Genomic DNA, 17731 nt, shown 5'->3' with positions numbered 1-17731 from the left:
CTAGCCCTTCGCCAGCGCGCGGGAGATGACCAGCCGCTGGATCTGGTTGGTGCCCTCGACGATCTGGAGCACCTTGGCCTCCCGCATGTACCGCTCGACCGGGTGGTCGGCGACGTACCCGGCGCCGCCGAGCACCTGCACCGCGTCGGTGGTCACCCGCATCGCCACGTCCGTGGCGAACAGCTTCGCCTTGGCCGCCTCGATCGAGTACGGGCGTCCGGCGTCGCGCAGCCGCGCGGCGGCGAGCGTGAGCGCCCGCGCGGCGGAGATCTGGGTGGCGGCGTCGGCCAGGTTGAACCCGAGCCCCTGGAAGTCGATGATCGCCCGGCCGAACTGGCGGCGCTCCCGGGCGTAGCCGACCGCGTAGTCCAGCGCGCCCTGCGCCAGGCCCACAGCGCACGCGGCGATGCCCAGGCGGCCGGAGTCCAGCGCGGACATCGCGATGGTGAACCCGGCGCCCTCGCCACCGATCAGCCGCTCCGCCGGCACCCGGGCGTCGTCGAAGGCGATCTGCGCGATCGGCGAGGCGTGCAGGCCCATCGTGCGCTCGGCGGCCTGCGGGTGGATGCCCTGCGTGGACCGGTCGGCCAGCAGGCAGGAGATGCCCTTCGGGCCGGGGCCGCCGGTGCGGCAGAAGATGTTGTAGAAGTCGGCCACCCGGGCGTGTGTGATCCACGCCTTGGTGCCGGTGACCACGTACGCGTCGCCGTCGCGTACCGCCCGCGTGGTCAGGGCCGCCGCGTCCGAGCCACCCTGCGGCTCGGAGAGACAGTACGCTCCGAGCAGTTCCCCGCCGATCATGTCCGGCAGCAGTTTGCGCTGCTCGTCGGTGCCGAACTGGGCCAGCGGGTAGCAGGACAGCGTGTGCACGCTGACCGCCTCGGCCACTGCCAGCCACCGGCTGGCGAGGATCTCCAGCACCTGGAGGTACACCTCGTACGGCTGGGCGGCCCCGCCGTGCTCCTCCGCGTACGGCAGGCCGAGCAGGCCGGCCCGGCCCAGGGTGCGCAGCACCTCCCGGGGGAACTCGGCGCGGGCCTCGAAACCGGCGGCGGCCGGGGCCAGCTCCCGGTCGGCGAGTTCGGTGGCGAGGTCCAGCAGGTCGTGGGCCTCGTCGGTGGGCAGGATCCGGTCGACGTTCATAGCGCGATGAGCTCCGTGGGGGTGGTGTTGAGCCGTTGCCCGCCGTCCGTCGTGCAGACGACGATGTCCTCGATCCGGGCTCCGTGCCGCCCGGCGAGGTAGATACCGGGTTCGACCGAGAAAGCCATGCCGGCCTGAAGCGGCCGGGGGTTGCCGGTCACCACGTACGGCTCCTCGTGGCCGTCGAGGCCGATGCCGTGACCGGTGCGGTGCAGGAAGGCGTCGCCGAATCCGGCGGCACCGATGACGTCGCGGGCGACCGCGTCGAGGGCCTCGGCTGTCACGCCCGGCGCGACGGCGGCCACGGCGGCGCGCTGCGCCTCCCGCAGCACCGCGTAGTAGTCCACGAACTCGGCCGGGGCGGGGCCGCCGGCGACGTACGTGCGGGTGCAGTCGGAGCGGTAGCCCGACGGCATGGTGCCGCCGATGTCGACCACCACCGGCTCGCCGGCGCCGATCGGGCGGTCCGAGGTGCCGTGGTGCGGGCTCGCGCCGTTCGGCCCGGCCGCGACGATGACGAAGTCGACGGCGGCGTGCCCGGCCGCCCGGATCGCGGCGGCGAGGTCGGCGGCGACCTCGCGCTCGGTGCGGCCGGGGCGCAGCCATTCCCCCATCCGCAGGTGCACCGCGTCGATCGCGGCGCCCGCCTCGGCCAGCGCCGCCACCTCGGCCGGCGACTTGCGGATCCGCATCTCCCGCAGCACGTCGGAGGCGAGCCGCTGGGCCGTACCGGGCAGCGCGTCGCGCAGCGCGAGGACCTGCTGCGCCCACATCCGGTCGGCCAGCCCGACGGCGCGGACCGGGCCGGGCAGCGCCGCGCGCACCAGCGGCCACGGGTCGGTGCCGTCGGCGTGGTCGACGATCCGGTACCCGGTGCCGGGCGCGGCCTCGGCGTCCGGCCGCTCCAGCACCGGCACGATCAGCGTCGGCTGCCCCTCGGCGGGCAGCACCAGGCAGGTCAGCCGCTCACCCTCGCGGGCGTCGTAGCCGGTCAGGTAGCGCAGGTCGGAACCCGGGGTGAGCAGCAGCGCGTCCAGGCCCGCCGCGGCGGTGGCGCGCTGGGCCGCGACGAGACGCCCGGCGGGGTACAGTTCCTCGATTCCCACACCCCGAAGCTTAACGGTCGTTTGGGTCCGGGCGGGAGTCCGGACGATGCCCGCAGACGCCGGCCAGCCGGTCCGCCTCGATCTTGGTCATGCCCGATGCCTGGAGCAACTCGCCGACCACGATGAACAGCTGCGAGGCCACGATCGTGCCGGAGAAACCCAGACCGGCGGCACGCGCCCGGCCGGCGTCCCGCGCGGCGTCCCGCGCCCGCGCCCGCGCGATGTCCGGCGGCCGCCCGGCGAGGAAGTCCCGGTGCAGCAGCCGCAGCGACTGCCCGAACGCCTCGACCCCGGCCGGCAGGGCCGCCGGAACCGGCTCCCCGGCCTCCAGCAACGCCACCACCCGGCGCACCATGTTGCGGCTGTTCGTGTACGCCAGCTCCAGGTGGGCGCCCGCGTTCTCGTAGCGGCGCAACTGGGCCCGTCGCCGCCACCGCCACGGTGACAGCGACGTCACCTCCCGGGCCGCCGCGACGATCTCGGTGGTCTGCTTCCGCTCGGCCTCGGCCGCCTCCAGCCGGCCCAGAGCCGCCTCGGCCGCCCCGGCGTCCCGGGCGGTGAGCGCGTCCGCCGTGGCCGTCAGCTCGTTGGCGAACAGGTCCAGCGTGGGCCCGGCCGCGCGGTGCACCACCCGGACCGGGTTCAGCGGCAACAGCAGCAGCGCCACCACCACCGCCACCGCGCCGCCCACCAGCGCGTTCGCGGTACGCGGCACGGCCAGGTCGGGCGCGTTGGGCTCCACGGTGCCCAGCAGCACAGCGGTGCTGCCGGCCTGTACCATCACGGCGCCGTTGCCCCGGATCACCACCGCCAGCGAGATGGCGAGCGCGACCACCAGGCCGGTCTGCACCGGACCGGCCCCGATCAGCTTGATGATCAGGTCGCCGACCAGCACGCCGACGATCACACCGCCGAGCAGTTCGGCGGTACGGCGGATCCGGTTGCCGATCGCCGCCGCGATGGTGCCCACCGCAGCCGCCGGCGCGAACAGCGGCTGCGGGTTCTTGAGCAGCGTGCTCGCCACGTACCAGGCCAGACCGGCGGCCAGACCGGCCTGGAGAGCCACGATGAAGTACCGGCGCAGCCGCTCGTACGCCTCCCGGACCTCGCGGCGCGCCGCCGGAGCCACCGGGGTCACCGCACCACCCGCCTGCCCGGGCGCCACAGGCACGACGGCTCCGGCTCGATCACGCCCCCCTCTACCCGCCGGGCCGCACGGTATTCCCGGCGCCGCCCGCGACGGCGCTCCTGTCGTACCCGTGGTCCATGATCCTTGTCGTCACAGCGGCACGGATCACGGCCGGCGACGGCGTCCCGGCGTGCCCGGCGGCGGCCGGCCGGCGGGGAGGTCGGGAAGATGACGGAGGCGACTGACGCCTCGTGGCGACGGCGCAGCGTGCTGCGGGTGGCGCCGCCCGCGCGGGCCCGCAAGCTGGCCAAGGTGCCCTTCGTGGAGCTGGCCGACGGGCGGTTGCAGGGGGTGGTGTCCAGCGGCTCCGACGTGGAACGGGTCTACGTCTCCTCGGTGACCGCCGGCACGCACGCGGTCAACTGCAGCACCAACAACAACCGGCCCTGCGGCGGCCTGCGCGGCACCATGCTCTGCAAGCACCTGCACGCGCTGGCCGACGAGGCGGTCCTCCAGTACGGCGCCGAGCAGGTCGCCCGCTACCTGCGGGTGGACGTGGGCGACGGCGTCGACAGCGGCACCGCCCTGCTGGCCCGCACCGACGCACGGCACGAGCCGGGCCCGGCCGCCGTGGTGTTCAGCCGCTTCCTGCGCCACCTGGCCTACCTCGAGATACCCGCCGACACGGCAGCGGTGCCGGAGCTGCACTGGTTCCCGGCCACTGCGGCGGTGCGCTGATGCTCGCCGCACAGCTCACGCAGCTCCACGACGGGACGATCCCCGCGCTGGCCGAGACGCTCGCCGTCGTCGACGGTGCCGACGACACACTCACCGCCGGCCTGGCCCGCCTCGACGAGCCGGGCGCCGCCGCCTGGGCCGCACTGGCCGGCGCGGTCGGCGGCACGCCGCTGGGCGCCCGCGTCACCGAGGCGGCCGGCGCGGTGCGCACCGGCGCGCTCACCGAGGACCACCTGGCCGCCCTCGCCGGGGCCCGCGCCGCACTGCTCGGCGCGGCACACGACGCCCTGCTCGACCGCCTCGACACGGCGCTCGGCCGGCTCCGCGCCCCGTGGGCCGCCGCGCCCGAGGCCCCAGCGGCGCCTCCTCCCGCCCTGGCCGGCGCACAAGCCTGGCTGCACGAGCTGGCACTCGCCGGCTGGCGCGGCGCCGACCACGAGCTGCTCTCCGGCGCCGCCGCGCCGGTCGAAGCCGCGCTCGCCGAACCGGCACTGCGCCGCATCGCGGTGCTGCTCGACGGCCTCGCCGCCGAGCTGCGCGCCGCCCTGCCGGTGGCGGCCCTGCCGCAGGTGCCCACCCGCCGGTGGGCCGACCTGTGGACCCGCGCCGTCCTGCTCAGCCACGGTACGCACGGCGAGACCGCGCCCGGCGAGCCGGTCTCCGGACGGCTGCTCCCCCTCGGCGTCGACGTGCACGAGCACGACACCGCGTTCCAGGCACAGGTGCACGCGCTGCTCGAACCGGCCGGCGGCGGCACCGTCCGGCTGGTCCGGGTCACAGTGGTCGCGGCGAAGGTCGCCACCATCGTCGGTCCGGCCGGCTGGCGGTTGCTGGAGGCGTACCCGATCCTGCTCACCGCCCTGGCCCAGCGGCGGTCGATCACCGTCACCGACCTGACCGCCCACGGCGCGGACCTGCGCTGGGCCGAGGAGCGGGCCACGCTCGGCGAGCCGGCCGACCCGTTCGCCACCGCCCGGGTGCTGCTCACCGGCGCCACCGCCGCGGCGACAGCACCGCTGCTGCGCCATCCCGCCGCCATCGCCGAACCGGTCCTGGTCGAGGGCTACACCGTCCGCGACGACGACGGCGCCCCGGCGCTCGACCTCGACGGCCGGTCCCTGCGCCTGGCCACCGGCCGGCTGCCCGCCGCCGGTCCGCTCACCCCGGCGCTCGTCGCCGCCTCCACCGCCTGCCTCGGTCTGCTCCGCTGGGACGACGGCCGCTGGCTGCTGCAACCCCTCGCGGTCCGGGCCACCGTCAGGAAGCAGACCGTCGAGGCGCACAACGGCGACTGGGCGTGCGGCGTCACCGACCCGAAGACGGCGAAGGCCGAGGCCAAGGCGGGCGACGCCGTGGCAGTGCTGCGCGAACGCGCGGGACGGTTGCTGCGCCGATGACCGACGACCGCACCCACGCCAACCGCCGCCAGGTGCTCTACTGGCGGCTGCTCGCCCGCCTGTTCAGCCCCGACGAGCAGCCCGGGCTGGAGTCGGCGAGCGTCGCCGTCGTCGACGACCTCGGCCTGCCCGCCGCGCTGCTCGACCCGGCCGTCTCCGTCGACACCGTCGTCCAGCGCTTCCCGGCCCTCGCCGACGAGCTGCGCGGCCTGCTCACCCCCGGCGACGACACCACCGCCGCCGGGCCGTTCCAGCCGGCCGAGACCGAGGTACGCCGCGCCGCGCTGGCGTCCAAGCTGCTGCTCAACGTCTTCGCCACCGGCGGCGGTGAGGTCAGCGCCGGGCAGCTCGCCCGCTGGCAGGCCGACGCCGGCTGGTTCGAGCAGGCGTGCGGCGCGCAGGCCGGTGAGCTGCGCCGCGGGGGCACCGGCCTGGGTGCCACCCTCGCCGGGCTGGAGGGGGACCTGGTGGCCCGGATGCGGCTGCGCGAGGTGCTCGCCGATCCGTCGCTGGCCGCCCGGCTGACCCCGAGCATGTCCCTGATCGAGCAGCTCCTGCGGGACAAGTCCAACCTGTCCGGAGTGGCGCTCGCGAACGCCAAGTCGCTGATCCGCCGCTACGTCGACCAGGTCGCCGAGGTGCTGCGTACCCAGGTCGCGCAGGCCACCGTCGGGGCCGTCGACCGGTCCGTGCCGCCCAAGCGGGTCTTCCGCAACCTCGACCTGGACCGCACCATCTGGCAGAACCTCACCAACTGGAGCCCGGACGACGAGCGCCTCTACGTCGACCGGCTCTACTACCGGCAGACCGCCCGGCGGACCACCCCGTCGCGGCTGATCGTGGTGGTCGACCAGTCCGGCTCGATGGTCGACTCGATGGTCAACTGCACCATCCTCGCCTCGATCTTCGCCGGCCTGCCCAAGGTCGACGTGCACCTGATCGCGTACGACACCCGGGCGCTGGACCTCACCCCGTGGGTGCACGACCCGTTCGAGGTGCTGCTGCGCACCAACCTCGGCGGCGGCAACGACGGCCCGGTCGCCATGGCCCTGGCCCGCCCCAAGATCGTCGAGCCGCGCAACACGGTCATGGTCTGGATCTCCGACTTCTACGAGTTCGACAGGTCCCAGCCGCTGTTCGACGGCATCGAGGCCGTGCACCGCTCCGGGGTGAAGTTCATCCCGGTCGGCTCGGTCAACAGCTCCGGCAGCCAGAGCGTCAACCCCTGGTTCCGGCAGCGCTTCTCCGACCTCGGCACCCCCGTCATCTCCGGCCACATCCGCAAGCTCGTCGCCGAGCTGAAGAACTTCCTCACCTAGGAGAGCACCCCTGATGTCCGACATGCTCCGCGCCCCGGCCGAGGTCAAGTACGCCGACGAGCTCGCCTACCTGGAATCGGTCGACACCGGGCCGAAGCCGTTCTCCTGGCGACTGAGCCCTCGCATGGTCCGGCTGTTCGTGCTCGGCTCCGAACGCGCCGACGGCCTCGACCGGGAGATCCCGCAGAAGTGGTTCGGCGACCGCAGCTTCGTCGAACGCAGCATCGTCACGCTCGCCTCCGACCGCGGCCTTCTGCTCATCGGCGACCCGGGCACCGGCAAGAGCTGGCTCGCCGAGCTGCTCGCCGCCGCGATCTGCCGCAACTCCACGCTCGTCGTGCAGGGCACCGCCGGCACCACCGAGGACCACATCAAGTACTCGTGGAACGTCTCCATGGTCATCGCCCGCGGCCAGTCCCGCGACTCGATGATCCCCTCCCCCATCATGACCGCGATGGAGCAGGGCGTGATCGGCCGGTTCGAGGAGCTGACCCGCTCCACCAGCGACGTCCAGGACGCACTCATCTCGATCCTGTCCGAGAAGTACGTCTCCATCCCCGAGCTGGACCACGACAACATCGTCTTCGCCAAGCCCGGCTTCTCGATCATCGCCACCGCCAACAGCCGCGACCGGGGCGTCAACGACCTCTCCTCCGCGCTGAAGCGGCGGTTCAACTTCGTCCGCATCCCGGTGGTCACCAACAAGCGCAGCGAAGCCGAGATCGTCCGCTTCCGCACCGAGGAACTCCTGCGCCGGCACCGCATCGAACTCGACGTGCCGCCCACCCTGCTCGGCATCCTGCTCCAGAGCTTCGCCGACCTGCGCGCCGCCGCGTCCGCCGCCACCAGCGACGACGAGAAGCTGGAGTCGGCGCTGTCCACCGCCGAGCAGATCGGCGTGCTGGAGGACGCGATCCTGCACAGCCAGTTCTTCGGCGACCGCACCCTGCGCGCCCAGACGCTCGCCGGTTCGCTGATGGGCTCACTGGCCCGCCGCGCCCCGGAGGACCTGGCCATCCTCAACAAGTACCTGCACGGCGTGGTCGAACCCCGCGCCAAGGCCGACGGTGGCGACTGGGAGGGCTTCCTCGACGGCGGCCGCCAGGCGATCGCGTCGCTGTCATGACCGCGCCCGCACCCACCGGACTGTTCGGCCCGCTGCGCGAGCAGCTCACCGAAGCAGCCGCCGCGTTCGCCGGCTCCCCGGACGCGCTCGCCGGCATCCTCGCCGGGATGGTCAACGACGTCGACCGGGCGCTCCGCGAACGGCTGGAGATCTTCCCGGTCTGCCACCACTCCCCCGCCTCGGCGCTGGCCATGGCGCGACGGCTGCGCGCCCGGCCACCCAAGGTGATCTACCTGGAGCTGTGCGAGGACCTGCGACCGCTGCTCGACGAGCTGCGCAACTGCCGCCTGCCGGTCGCGGTGCAGGCGTTCGCCACCGAACTCGACGGCTTCCCCGCCGAGTGGAGCCCACTGAGCGTTGTCGCGCCGGTCACCGAGGCGTCCGCCGAATACCAGGCCATCGCGTACGCCCTGGACACCCCCGGCGTGGAGCTGGTGCTCGTGGACCGCTCCACCGACCACGTGTTCCAGTGGACGCACCGCGACGACACCGGCCCGGAGTGGGGCTCCGGCGCTCCGTCCTCGGATGAGGACGCGGGACTGCACGGCGACGCGGTCGGCGTGGAGATCGGCGACCTGCGCCCCCGGTTCGCCGAGCTGGAGGCCCACCTGCTGCACCACGGCAAGGTGCGCCATTGGTCGGAATGGTGGGACCAGTACGTCGAACGGCCGCTCGCCGACGCCGACCACGACACCTACCGGCAGGTCATGGTGCTGATCGGCAGCCTGTTCCGGCGGCTGCGCCCGTCCCGGTCCGCCCGCGACGAACGCGACGAGGACCGCGAACGGTACATGTGGACCCGGATGCGGCAGCACCTCGCCGAAAGCGGCGCCGACCCGGCCGACTGCCTCTACGTCTGCGGCGCCTTCCACGCCGCCAGCCATGTGGAACAGTTCGGCCTCGACTCGACCGCGCCGGACTTCCCGATCAGCCCGCGCACCGGCACCCGCTGGCGCTACGGCCTCATCCCGTCCAGCCACTCGGCCATCGAGGCGCAGTTCGGGCTGGCCCCGGGCACCGTGTCCATCGCCGCCGCCAACTGGACGGCAGCGGTCGGCCGCACCCGGCTCACTCCGTACCGGCTGGCCGGGCAGCGTACCGAGAAGAAGGGCCGCCGCTCCCGCTCCGCCGCACCGGTCCCGGCGGGCCCGGCCACCGACCGGCTCAGCGGGTTCCTCGCCGCCCCGCCCGTCCTCGACGAGTTGGACGAGGCCGAACTGCGCGGCTGGTGCGTCGACATCGTCCGGCTCGCCCGCCGCAACGGCTACCTCGCCAGCACCGCCGACGCGATCGCCGTGTTCGAGACGTCGATCCTGCTCGCCACCATGCGCAACCGCGCACGGCCCACGCCGTACGACTTCGCCGACGCCGCCGTGACCTGCATCGAGAAGGACGTGGTGCCCGGCCGCCGCGACGTCCGCCGGCTCTGCGAGATCCTCCTCGGCGGCGACCGCGTCGGCCAGGTCGGGTACGACTCCCTGCCGCCGCTGGCCCGCGACGTCCTGGACCGGCTGCGCCCCCTCGGCCTCGACCTGGAACGGCGCACCGTGCAGCGGGCGCTGCTCGACCTGCGGGCCGACCCGGCGCTGGCACCCTGCTCCGACCTGCTGTGGATGCTGCGGCACCTGCTGCCGGCCGACGCGGTCCGCCCGATCATGGGCGAGCGCCGCCTCGGTCACCGCTCCGAACAGGAGAGCTGGGACCTCGCGCTCGGTCGCAACCAGCGCGCCCTGATCGAGCTGGGCTACGAGGGCGTCACCGTCGAGCAGGTGCTGGAACAACGGCTGCGGCGGGCGGTACGCGGCCCCGACGCGACAGCCGCCCGCGCGCTCGCCGCCGTCGAGGACGCCATCCGGCTGCTGGACAGCCCGCGCCTGGTCGACGAACTCGGCGCGCGGGCGGTGGAGCTGCTCGCCGCCGAACGCACAGTGGACGACGCACCGGAGGTGCTGCGCCGCATCCGGCGGCTGCTCGCCCACCACCGCACCACCGGACCGGTGCTGCCCGCCTGGTGCCGGACGTTCGTCACCACCGGATACGCCCACTACTGCACGCTGCTGCCCACCGCGTTCGTGGACGAGTCCACCGGCGTACGGCAGGTCGGCGCGATGCTCGGCTTCCTGTTCAGCATGGAGAGCCTCGCGTTGTCGCTCGGGTGCGACCGCACCCAGCTCGAACTGGCCGTCGCGCAGGCCCACCCGGAGGCGCCGGCCAAGCTCGCGCTGCTCTGGGCCGCCCGCCACCAGCTCGGCCTGCTGCCGCTGGCGCGCCTGCGCGAACAATGCGCCGAACTGCTCGCCAATCCGCTCGTGGTGCCCGCGTTCCCGCAGTACCTGTCCGGCTTCGTGCACGCGCTCGAACCGGTGCCGGGGCTCGCGCCGTTCGTGGTGGAGACCATGTCGTCCGCCTTCACCGGACTGCCCGACCCGGTGCTGCTGCCCTGGCTGCCGACGCTGATCACCACACTGCGCGAACACGGTCCGGAGCTGGTGCCGCTGCTGGTCCGCGAGGCGGAACGCACATTCCCCGCCACGCTGCCCGCGCTGGACGCCTGGTCACCGCCGTGGGCGGCCGCGCCCACCCCGTCCGCCGCGTCCGCGCCGTCCCCGGGAACCGGTCCGGTACACGGTCTGCTGGTCGCTTACCCGGAGGCGGTCGACGCGGTGGCGGCGCTGCTCGGCTGCTCCGGCGACTGGCAGCCGCTCGTCGACGACGGCACATCGCCGGATGACGGGGCGTCGGTGCTGCTCGCCGCGCACCCGGCGACGGCTCACGCGGTGGCGGCGCTGCTGGCGGACTGATCGACGTCGGCGGGTTTGCGAGGGCAGGCGACCATGGAGTGGTGATCCGCTTTCTGCTGAACCTCCTGTGGCTCGTCTTCGGCGGCGGCTTCGTCCTGGCCCTCGGCTACGGCATCGCCGCCCTGATCTGCTTCGTCCTCGTCGTCACCATCCCGTTCGGCGTCGCCTCGCTGCGGCTCGCCTCGTACTCGCTGTGGCCGTTCGGCCGCACCCTCGTGTCGAAGCCGGGTGCCGGGCTCCCCTCCGGACTGGCGAACGTGCTCTGGCTGGTGCTGGCCGGCTGGTGGCTGGCCCTGTCGCACATCCTCGCCGGCATCGCGCTCTGCGTGACGATCATCGGCATCCCCTTCGGGGTGGCGAACTTCAAGCTGGTCCCGGCGGCGCTGTGGCCACTCGGCCAGGAGGTCGTCGAAACGCCGTAACCGCACCGTCGGGCCGCCCGCCTCACCGTGCCGACTGACCAGCATAGGCCGGCACGGCCGAAGGGCCGACCGCCAGTTGCAGGCAGGCGGCGGTGTCGCCGCCAGTCGGCGCGGCTGACGGATCGGCCCGCCGATCCCCTGCCCCGGCCGTCCATCCTTCCCAGCCACGGGGAATTCGCCGGCCACTGGAACGCCATGGGTGTCTCCCGCCCTGTTTGACACCCACGGCGTTCCACTCACACCACAGTCGCGCGGCGACGTGACGTTCGCGGCCGAGGACCACTCGCGAGCATCTCGGCAACCAGGATCCGTGTCCTGCGATGCGGGACGGCATCGAGATCTCGGTACGAAGTGGCCCCTCTGAGGGCCGTTTCGTACCAAGATCTCGCGGGCCCCCCGACCGCGACGAGGGCCCAGCCGCCGCGAGACCGGCACCTCACCGCAGCGGCCAGCTCCCCGTTCGCGGCGGGCGATCGGCGTTGCTAACCGTGCGAGCGGCCTCACCACCTCTGGAGCATCCTAGGAGGGTGGGGTGATCTCGCAACGTCGGCGGCGGGAAGGATGCGAATGCGGCTCGCACCAGCGCGGCGCTGGCTAGCGTCGAGGGGGTGCGAGACGGAGTGATCGAGGCGCTCAAGGCGGACCCGGCGATGTCCGGTCTGCGCCGGTCGCTGGACTTCTACCACGGCGACCCGGCACGCGAGGCCGCCCTCGACGCGTTCTACGCCCCGCTGGTCCGCGCCGGCGACCTGGTCTTCGACGTGGGCGCGCACGTGGGCGACCGGCTGGGCAGCTTCCGCCGCCTCGGTGCGCGCGTGGTGGCGGTCGAGCCGCAGCCGCTGTGCGCCCGGGTGCTGCGCGAGATGTACGCGGGCGACGACGGCGTGACAGTGGTGGAGGCGGCGTGCGGGCGTACCGCCGGGCCGGTGCGACTGCACGTGAACTCGGCCAACCCGACGGTCTCCACCGCCTCCCCCGGGTTCGTCCGCGCCGCCGACGGGGCGCCCGGCTGGGCGGGCGAGACCTGGGACGCGCAGATCGAGGTGCCCGGCACCACGCTGGACGCGCTCGTGGCCGCGTACGGCGTACCGGCGTTCGTGAAGATCGACGTGGAGGGCTTCGAGGACGCCGTGCTGGCCGGGCTGAGCCGGCCGGTCCCCGCGTTGTCGTTCGAGTTCACCACCATCGCGCGGGTGGCGGCGGCGCGCTGCCTGGACCGGCTCACCGCGCTCGGCTTCACCCGGTTCACCGTGGCGATCGGTGACGAGATGGAATTCGCGCTACCCGGCTGGCGTCAGGCCGCCGCTGTGGCCGCGTACCTGCGCACGCTGCCGGACGAGGCCAACTCAGGGGACGTGTACGCCCGTCCCCTGAGCGTCCATTTCGGACAGTCCTAGACGAGGAAACAAGGCATCGACCCTGCTCATCGCCGTGATCGGCGGAGTAGCAGCCCGGGCACTTTTTTCAAGGCTCGAACTTAGCAGTGCATCGTTACTCATCTGTGATTGACGTGAGCCGCGCCACTTGGGTTGACTGCCACGGAACCGCTTCCGCAACCGGTTCCGAAACACCCCGCTCATCCCTGCGACCCGGGAGCGTCACGTGCCGATCACCATCGCCGACGTCGCCACCCGCGCCGGGGTGAGCAAGACGACGGTCTCCCGGGTGCTGAACGGCAAGGGCGAGGTGCACATGCGCACCGCCGACCGGGTCCGCGCCGTGATCAGCGACCTCGGATACGTGCCGAGCGCCCGCGCGGTCGGGCTGGCCCGGGGCCGTACCCGGGTGGTCGGGATGCTGGTCCCGGCGCTGACCTGGCCCTGGATGGGCGAGGTGCTCCAGGGCGCGGCCGACGTGGTCGAGGCCGCCGGCTACGGCATGCTGCTGTTCACCTGCACCCACGGCGACGAGTCGATGCGCCGGTTCGCCTCCCAGGTCTCGGCCAAGTCGTTCGACGGCCTGCTCGTGGTCGAACCCGAGGGGACGCTCGACTACATCACCGAGCTGCACCGGCGCGGCCTGCCGGTGATCCTCATCGACGACCGGGGCCACCAGCCCGGCTTCCCGTCGGTGCGGACCACGAACGAGGCGGGCGCACGGGCCGCCGCCACGCACCTGCTGGCACTCGGCCGGCGACGGCCGCTCGTCGTCACCGGCCTGCGCCGGTTCGGCTGCACCCGGGAACGGCTCGCCGGGTTCGCCGGCGCCTATGCCGACGCGGGCGTACCGGTCGACCCGGACCGGGTGGTGGAGGGCGACTTCACCTTCGAGTGCGGGCGCGCGGCGGTGCGGCGGCTGCTCGCCGACGGCGTACCGTTCGACGCCGTCTTCGCCCACAACGACCTGTCGGCGGCCGGGGCGTTGCAGGCGCTGCGCGACGCCGGGCGGCGCGTCCCGCAGGACGTGGCGGTGGTCGGCTTCGACGACCTTCCGCTGGCCGGGCACACCCACCCTCCGCTGAGCTCCGTGCGCCAGCCGCTGCGGGAGATGGGTACGGCAGCGGCCCGCCTGCTCATCGGCCACCTCACCGGCACCCCGCTGCCGGACACCCCGACCGTCATCCCGACCGGCTTCACCGCCCGCGACTCGACCCGCGTCACCTGACCCCACCCCGCCGTACCGGCGACCACGCCGGCGGGCCCGCCCGCCGGTGGCACCACCGCACACCCTCCATCCACCACATCCCGCCCGAGGACTGCGGGACCACCGAGGGAGACCTCCATGAGAAGACGGCAACTCCTCGCCCTCGCGCTGGCCGGCGCGATGGTCACCGGCGCCGCCGCCTGCGGCGACAGCCCGAACGCGAACAAGAAGAGCGGCCAGGCCGCGACAGTGCTGAACGTCGGCATGCCCAACGGCCCGCAGGCGGAGAACAACAACCCGTTCCTCACCACCTCGGCCGCCGCGTCGCTGGGCTACCGGTGGCAGATCTACGAGCCGCTGATGATGTGGAACCCGGTCAAGCCGGCCGAGCCGTTCAAGCCGTGGCTGGCCACCAAGGCCGAGTGGTCGTCGGACTACAAGACGGTCAAGGTGACCGTCCGGGAGAACGCCACCTGGTCCGACGGGCAGAAGGTCACCGCCGAGGACGTCGCGTTCACCTACAACCTGGTGAAGAAGTTCCCGGCCCTCAACGACCAGGGCGTGCCGTACACCGACGCCGTGGCCAGCGGCAACGAGGTCACCATCTCGATGGCCAGCCCGCAGTTCGTCAACCAGCAGAAGGTGCTGTGGCGGGTGCCGATCGTGCCGAAGCACCTGTGGGAGAAGATCGCCGACCCGGCCACCGACCCGGTGAAGCAGCCCGTCGGCAGCGGCCCGTACACGCTGAAGTCGTTCACCCCGGCGAGCATGACGCTCGCGGTACGCGACAGCGGCTACTGGCAGGACGCGCCGAAGGTCAAGGAGCTGCGGTACACGTCGTACACCGACAACAGCGCGCAGACCACCGCGCTCGCCAACGGCGAGTCGGAGTGGAGCTTCGTCTTCATCCCGAACTACCAGACCGTGTTCGTGGCGAAGGACCAGAAGAACCACAAGATGTGGGCGCCGCCGGTGCTGGGCATCCACGGCCTCTACCTGAACACCACGAAGAAGCCGTTCGACGACCCGACGCTGCGTAAGGCGATGAACATGGTCATCGACCGGGCGGACATCTTCACCACCGCCGAGGCCGGCTACTTCCACCCCGAGGTCAAGAGCGTCACCGGCCTGCCCAGCCCCGCCGGTGACTCGTTCATCGCGCCCGAGTACAAGGGCCAGGAGCACAAGGTCGACGTCGAGGGCGCCAAGGCGCTGCTCACCGGCGCCGGCTACAAGCTGGACGGCACCACGCTCAAGGACAAGAGTGGAAAGCCGGTCACCATCCGGCTCACCGACCCGGCCGGCTGGTCCGACTACCAGACCAGCCTGGAGATCGTGAAGGGCAACCTGGCGAAGATCGGCATCGCGGCCACCGTCGACAAGGCCAACCAGGACGCCTGGTTCCGCAACGTCGAGCAGGGCAACTTCGAGGCCACGTTCCGGTGGACCGAGAGCGGCGCCACGCCGTACGACATCTACCGGACCGTCATGGACGGCCGCGTGCTCAAGCCGATCGGCACCGCCTCCCCGGCGGGTAACTTCGGCCGGTTCCAGAGCAAGGAGGCCACCGACGCGCTGGTGTCGTACGCCAACGCCACCGACGACGCCACCCGCACCACCGCGCTGGCCACCCTGCAGAAGATCTTCGTCGAGCAGATGCCGATGATCCCGGTCGGCGCGGACAACATCGGCGGCGCGTACAGCACGAAGAACTGGACCGGCTGGCCGGACGACTCGAACCCGTACGGCGCGCTCCAGCCCACCCAGCCCAACGCGGTGGACGTGGTGCTGCACCTCGAGCCGGCCAACGGCTGACCCGGTGCCGCTGGCCCGGCCACGATCGCCCGGCCGGGCCGGCGGCACCCGCCCCTCGCTACCGGCAACCCCAGACAGGAATGCGGCATGACGTTGACCGAGAGCGCACCGGCGCCGGCCGACGAGGTGGTGCTGGAGGCCGTCGGCCTGACCAAGCACTTCCCCGTCCGCCGGCGGTTGCGTGACCTCCTCTCCCGCACCCCGGCGGTGGTGCACGCCGTCGACGACGTATCGATCGCGCTGCGGCGTGGCCGGGTGACAGCGCTCGTCGGCGAGTCCGGCTCGGGCAAGTCCACAGTGGCCCGGCTGCTGGCCCAGCTCTACCCGCGCACCGCCGGCGACATCCGGCTGCACGGCGAATCGATCCGGGTACGCGGCGGGCGCCGGTTCCGGGCGTACGTGCGCCGGGTGCAGCTGATCCTGCAGGACCCGTTCGCCTCGCTGAACCCGGTGCACACGGTCCGCTACCACCTGACCCGGTCGCTGCGCATCCACGGCAACGCCGGGACCGGGCCGGACGGGCTGGAGAAGGCGCTCGCCGACCTGCTGACCCGGGTCGCGCTCACCCCGCCGGAGCGCTACCTGGACGCGTTCCCGCACGAACTGTCCGGCGGGCAGCGCCAGCGCGTCGCGATCGCGCGGGCGCTCGGCGCCGACCCCGAGGTGCTGCTCGCCGACGAGCCGGTGTCGATGCTCGACGTGTCGATCCGCCTCGGCGTGCTCAACCTGCTCCAGGACCTCAAGGGCCGGCTCGACCTGGCGATCCTCTACATCACCCACGACATCGCCTCGGCCCGCTACTTCGCCGACGAGACGATCGTCATGTACGCCGGGCGGGTGGTCGAGGGCGGCGACAGCGAGACGGTCACCCAGCGCCCGGCCCACCCGTACACCCGGTTGCTGATCGAGTCGGCGCCGGACCCGGAGCGGATCACCGGCGCGGGCGGCGACGGCGCGGCGGCGGGCGAGCGGGGGCACGGCGAGCCGCCCAGCCTGATCCGCCCGCCGGCCGGGTGCCGGTTCCACCCGCGCTGCCCGGCGGCCATGCCGCGCTGCGCCACCGACCTGCCGCCGCCGATCCCGGTTGACGACGCGCCCGGCCACTGGGCCGCGTGCTGGCTGTTCGACGCCGAGACCGTCGCGACGCAAAAGGCCGGAACGGAGGCGGCCCGATGAGGTTCCTGCTGCAACGGGTGGCCTTCTACCTGTTCACCGCCTGGGCGGCGATCACGCTCAACTTCTTCATCCCGCGGATGGTGCCGGGCGACCCGGTGCAGTCGCTGATCTCTCGCAACCAGGGGCGGATCAGCGCCGACGCGATCGCGTCGCTGCGGGTGCTGTTCGGGCTGGACTCCGACCGTTCGCTGTGGGAGCAGTACGTCGCCTACTGGGGACAGCTCCTGCGCGGCGACCTGGGCCTGTCGTTCACGTTCTTCCCCGCCCCGGTGTCGGAGGTGATCGGGAGCAGCCTGCCGTGGACCGTCGGCCTGGTCGGCGTCACCACGATCGTCAGCTTCCTGCTCGGCACCGCGCTCGGCGTCGGCGCCGGCTGGCGGCGCGGCTCGTGGATCGACGGGCTGCTGCCGGCCACCACGTTCCTGTCCTCGATCCCGTACTTCTGGCTGGGCCTGGTCGCGATCGCCCTGTTCGCCGGGCCGGGCAGCTTCTTCCCCTCCTCCGGCGGCTACGAGCCGGGCCTGGTGCCGGCGTTCGACGCGTACTTCGTGCCGAGCGCGATCCAGCACAGCATCCTGCCCGCGGCGACCATCCTGGTGTCGTCGATGAGCGGCTGGATCCTCAGCATGCGCAACATGATGGTGACCGTCGCCAGCGAGGACTACATCACCGTGGCGCACGCCAAGGGGCTGTCCGAACACCGGGTGGCGCTGAGCTACGCCGCCCGCAACGCGCTGCTGCCCAACGTGTCCGGGTTCGCGCTGTCGCTGGGTTTCATCGTCGGCGGCACGCTGCTCGTGGAGATCGTCTTCTCGTACCCGGGGCTGGGGTTCCAGCTCTTCCAGGCGGTGGGATCGAAGGACTACCCGCTGATGCAGGGCATCTTCCTGATCATCACGATCTCCGTGCTGGTGGCGAACCTGCTCGCCGACGTGGCGTACCTGCTTCTCGACCCGCGGACCCGAAAGAGCTGAGC

Annotated in this window: 14 protein-coding genes; 11 read left to right on the top strand and 3 right to left on the bottom strand. The window is 72.9% G+C overall.

Annotated elements, in window-relative coordinates:
- The 3 genes from IRY44_RS24170 to IRY44_RS24160 are packed head-to-tail and all read right to left on the bottom strand — an operon-like array spanning position 1 to position 3420.
- Positions 1-1143: an acyl-CoA dehydrogenase family protein gene (locus tag IRY44_RS24170; protein WP_194802506.1), complete on the bottom strand. Its 1143-nt coding sequence runs from the start codon at positions 1141-1143 to the stop codon at positions 1-3.
- On the bottom strand, positions 1140-2249 hold the full coding sequence (locus IRY44_RS24165; RefSeq protein ID WP_194802505.1) for a Xaa-Pro peptidase family protein: 1110 nt from the start codon (positions 2247-2249) through the stop codon (positions 1140-1142). Before IRY44_RS24165 ends, IRY44_RS24170 begins: the two co-directional genes overlap by 4 nt.
- Before the next feature lie 10 nt (positions 2250-2259).
- Positions 2260-3420, bottom strand: coding sequence for an FUSC family protein (locus IRY44_RS24160; RefSeq protein WP_269696959.1), 1161 nt, complete (start codon positions 3418-3420; stop codon positions 2260-2262).
- A 225-nt stretch (positions 3421-3645) separates the two neighbouring features.
- Between IRY44_RS24160 and IRY44_RS24155 the strand changes: the two genes are divergently transcribed.
- The 11 genes from IRY44_RS24155 (at position 3646) to IRY44_RS24105 (ending at position 17729) form a co-directional block, all read left to right on the top strand.
- Entirely contained in the window at positions 3646-4116 is a 471-nt protein-coding gene (locus tag IRY44_RS24155) for a hypothetical protein (RefSeq protein ID WP_269698100.1), read from the top strand.
- Positions 4116-5513: a hypothetical protein gene (locus tag IRY44_RS24150; RefSeq protein ID WP_194802503.1), complete on the top strand. Its 1398-nt coding sequence runs from the start codon at positions 4116-4118 to the stop codon at positions 5511-5513. The genes IRY44_RS24155 and IRY44_RS24150 overlap by 1 nt, the downstream gene beginning before the upstream one ends.
- Positions 5510-6832, top strand: coding sequence for a VWA domain-containing protein (locus tag IRY44_RS24145; protein WP_194802502.1), 1323 nt, complete (start codon positions 5510-5512; stop codon positions 6830-6832). The genes IRY44_RS24150 and IRY44_RS24145 overlap by 4 nt, the downstream gene beginning before the upstream one ends.
- A 13-nt stretch (positions 6833-6845) precedes the next feature.
- Positions 6846-7958, top strand: a complete 1113-nt coding sequence (locus IRY44_RS24140) for an AAA family ATPase (RefSeq protein WP_194802501.1) — start codon at positions 6846-6848, stop codon at positions 7956-7958.
- Positions 7955-10759: a DUF5682 family protein gene (locus IRY44_RS24135; protein WP_194802500.1), complete on the top strand. Its 2805-nt coding sequence runs from the start codon at positions 7955-7957 to the stop codon at positions 10757-10759. The genes IRY44_RS24140 and IRY44_RS24135 overlap by 4 nt, the downstream gene beginning before the upstream one ends.
- A gap of 41 nt (positions 10760-10800) precedes the next feature.
- Positions 10801-11181 (top strand): YccF domain-containing protein, encoded by a 381-nt coding sequence (locus IRY44_RS24130; RefSeq protein WP_175438877.1) that lies wholly within the window; start codon positions 10801-10803, stop codon positions 11179-11181.
- Between the two features lie 650 nt (positions 11182-11831).
- Positions 11832-12578, top strand: a complete 747-nt coding sequence (locus IRY44_RS24125) for an FkbM family methyltransferase (RefSeq protein WP_194802563.1) — start codon at positions 11832-11834, stop codon at positions 12576-12578.
- A 205-nt stretch (positions 12579-12783) separates the two neighbouring features.
- Positions 12784-13785, top strand: a complete 1002-nt coding sequence (locus tag IRY44_RS24120) for a LacI family DNA-binding transcriptional regulator (protein WP_194802499.1) — start codon at positions 12784-12786, stop codon at positions 13783-13785.
- A 117-nt stretch (positions 13786-13902) separates the two neighbouring features.
- Positions 13903-15579 (top strand): ABC transporter substrate-binding protein, encoded by a 1677-nt coding sequence (locus tag IRY44_RS24115; protein ID WP_194802498.1) that lies wholly within the window; start codon positions 13903-13905, stop codon positions 15577-15579.
- Between the two features lie 87 nt (positions 15580-15666).
- Entirely contained in the window at positions 15667-16755 is a 1089-nt protein-coding gene (locus tag IRY44_RS24110; protein WP_194802497.1) for an ABC transporter ATP-binding protein, read from the top strand.
- A complete protein-coding gene (locus tag IRY44_RS24105) occupies positions 16752-17729 on the top strand; it encodes an ABC transporter permease (RefSeq protein ID WP_194802496.1) in 978 nt (325 codons plus the stop codon). The genes IRY44_RS24110 and IRY44_RS24105 overlap by 4 nt, the downstream gene beginning before the upstream one ends.
- The last annotated feature ends 2 nt before the right edge of the window (positions 17730-17731 follow it).

The sequence above is a fragment of the Micromonospora sp. ANENR4 genome (genome assembly GCF_015354395.1).
Lineage (GTDB): Bacteria > Actinomycetota > Actinomycetes > Mycobacteriales > Micromonosporaceae > Micromonospora > Micromonospora aurantiaca.
Note: the sequence above shows the minus strand (reverse complement) of the source record. Positions and strands in the feature narration are given on the sequence as shown.

Excerpts from the sequence above, each read along its gene's own strand:
- IRY44_RS24170 (WP_194802506.1), bottom strand. The coding sequence starts at position 1,143 with ATGAACGTCGACCGGATCCTGCCCACCGACGAGGCCCACGACCTGCTG.
- IRY44_RS24150 (WP_194802503.1), top strand. The coding sequence starts at position 4,116 with ATGCTCGCCGCACAGCTCACGCAGCTCCACGACGGGACGATCCCCGCG.
- IRY44_RS24145 (WP_194802502.1), top strand. The coding sequence starts at position 5,510 with ATGACCGACGACCGCACCCACGCCAACCGCCGCCAGGTGCTCTACTGG.
- IRY44_RS24140 (WP_194802501.1), top strand. The coding sequence starts at position 6,846 with ATGTCCGACATGCTCCGCGCCCCGGCCGAGGTCAAGTACGCCGACGAG.
- IRY44_RS24135 (WP_194802500.1), top strand. The coding sequence starts at position 7,955 with ATGACCGCGCCCGCACCCACCGGACTGTTCGGCCCGCTGCGCGAGCAG.
- IRY44_RS24125 (WP_194802563.1), top strand. The coding sequence starts at position 11,832 with ATGTCCGGTCTGCGCCGGTCGCTGGACTTCTACCACGGCGACCCGGCA.
- IRY44_RS24115 (WP_194802498.1), top strand. The coding sequence starts at position 13,903 with ATGAGAAGACGGCAACTCCTCGCCCTCGCGCTGGCCGGCGCGATGGTC.
- IRY44_RS24110 (WP_194802497.1), top strand. The coding sequence starts at position 15,667 with ATGACGTTGACCGAGAGCGCACCGGCGCCGGCCGACGAGGTGGTGCTG.
- IRY44_RS24105 (WP_194802496.1), top strand. The coding sequence starts at position 16,752 with ATGAGGTTCCTGCTGCAACGGGTGGCCTTCTACCTGTTCACCGCCTGG.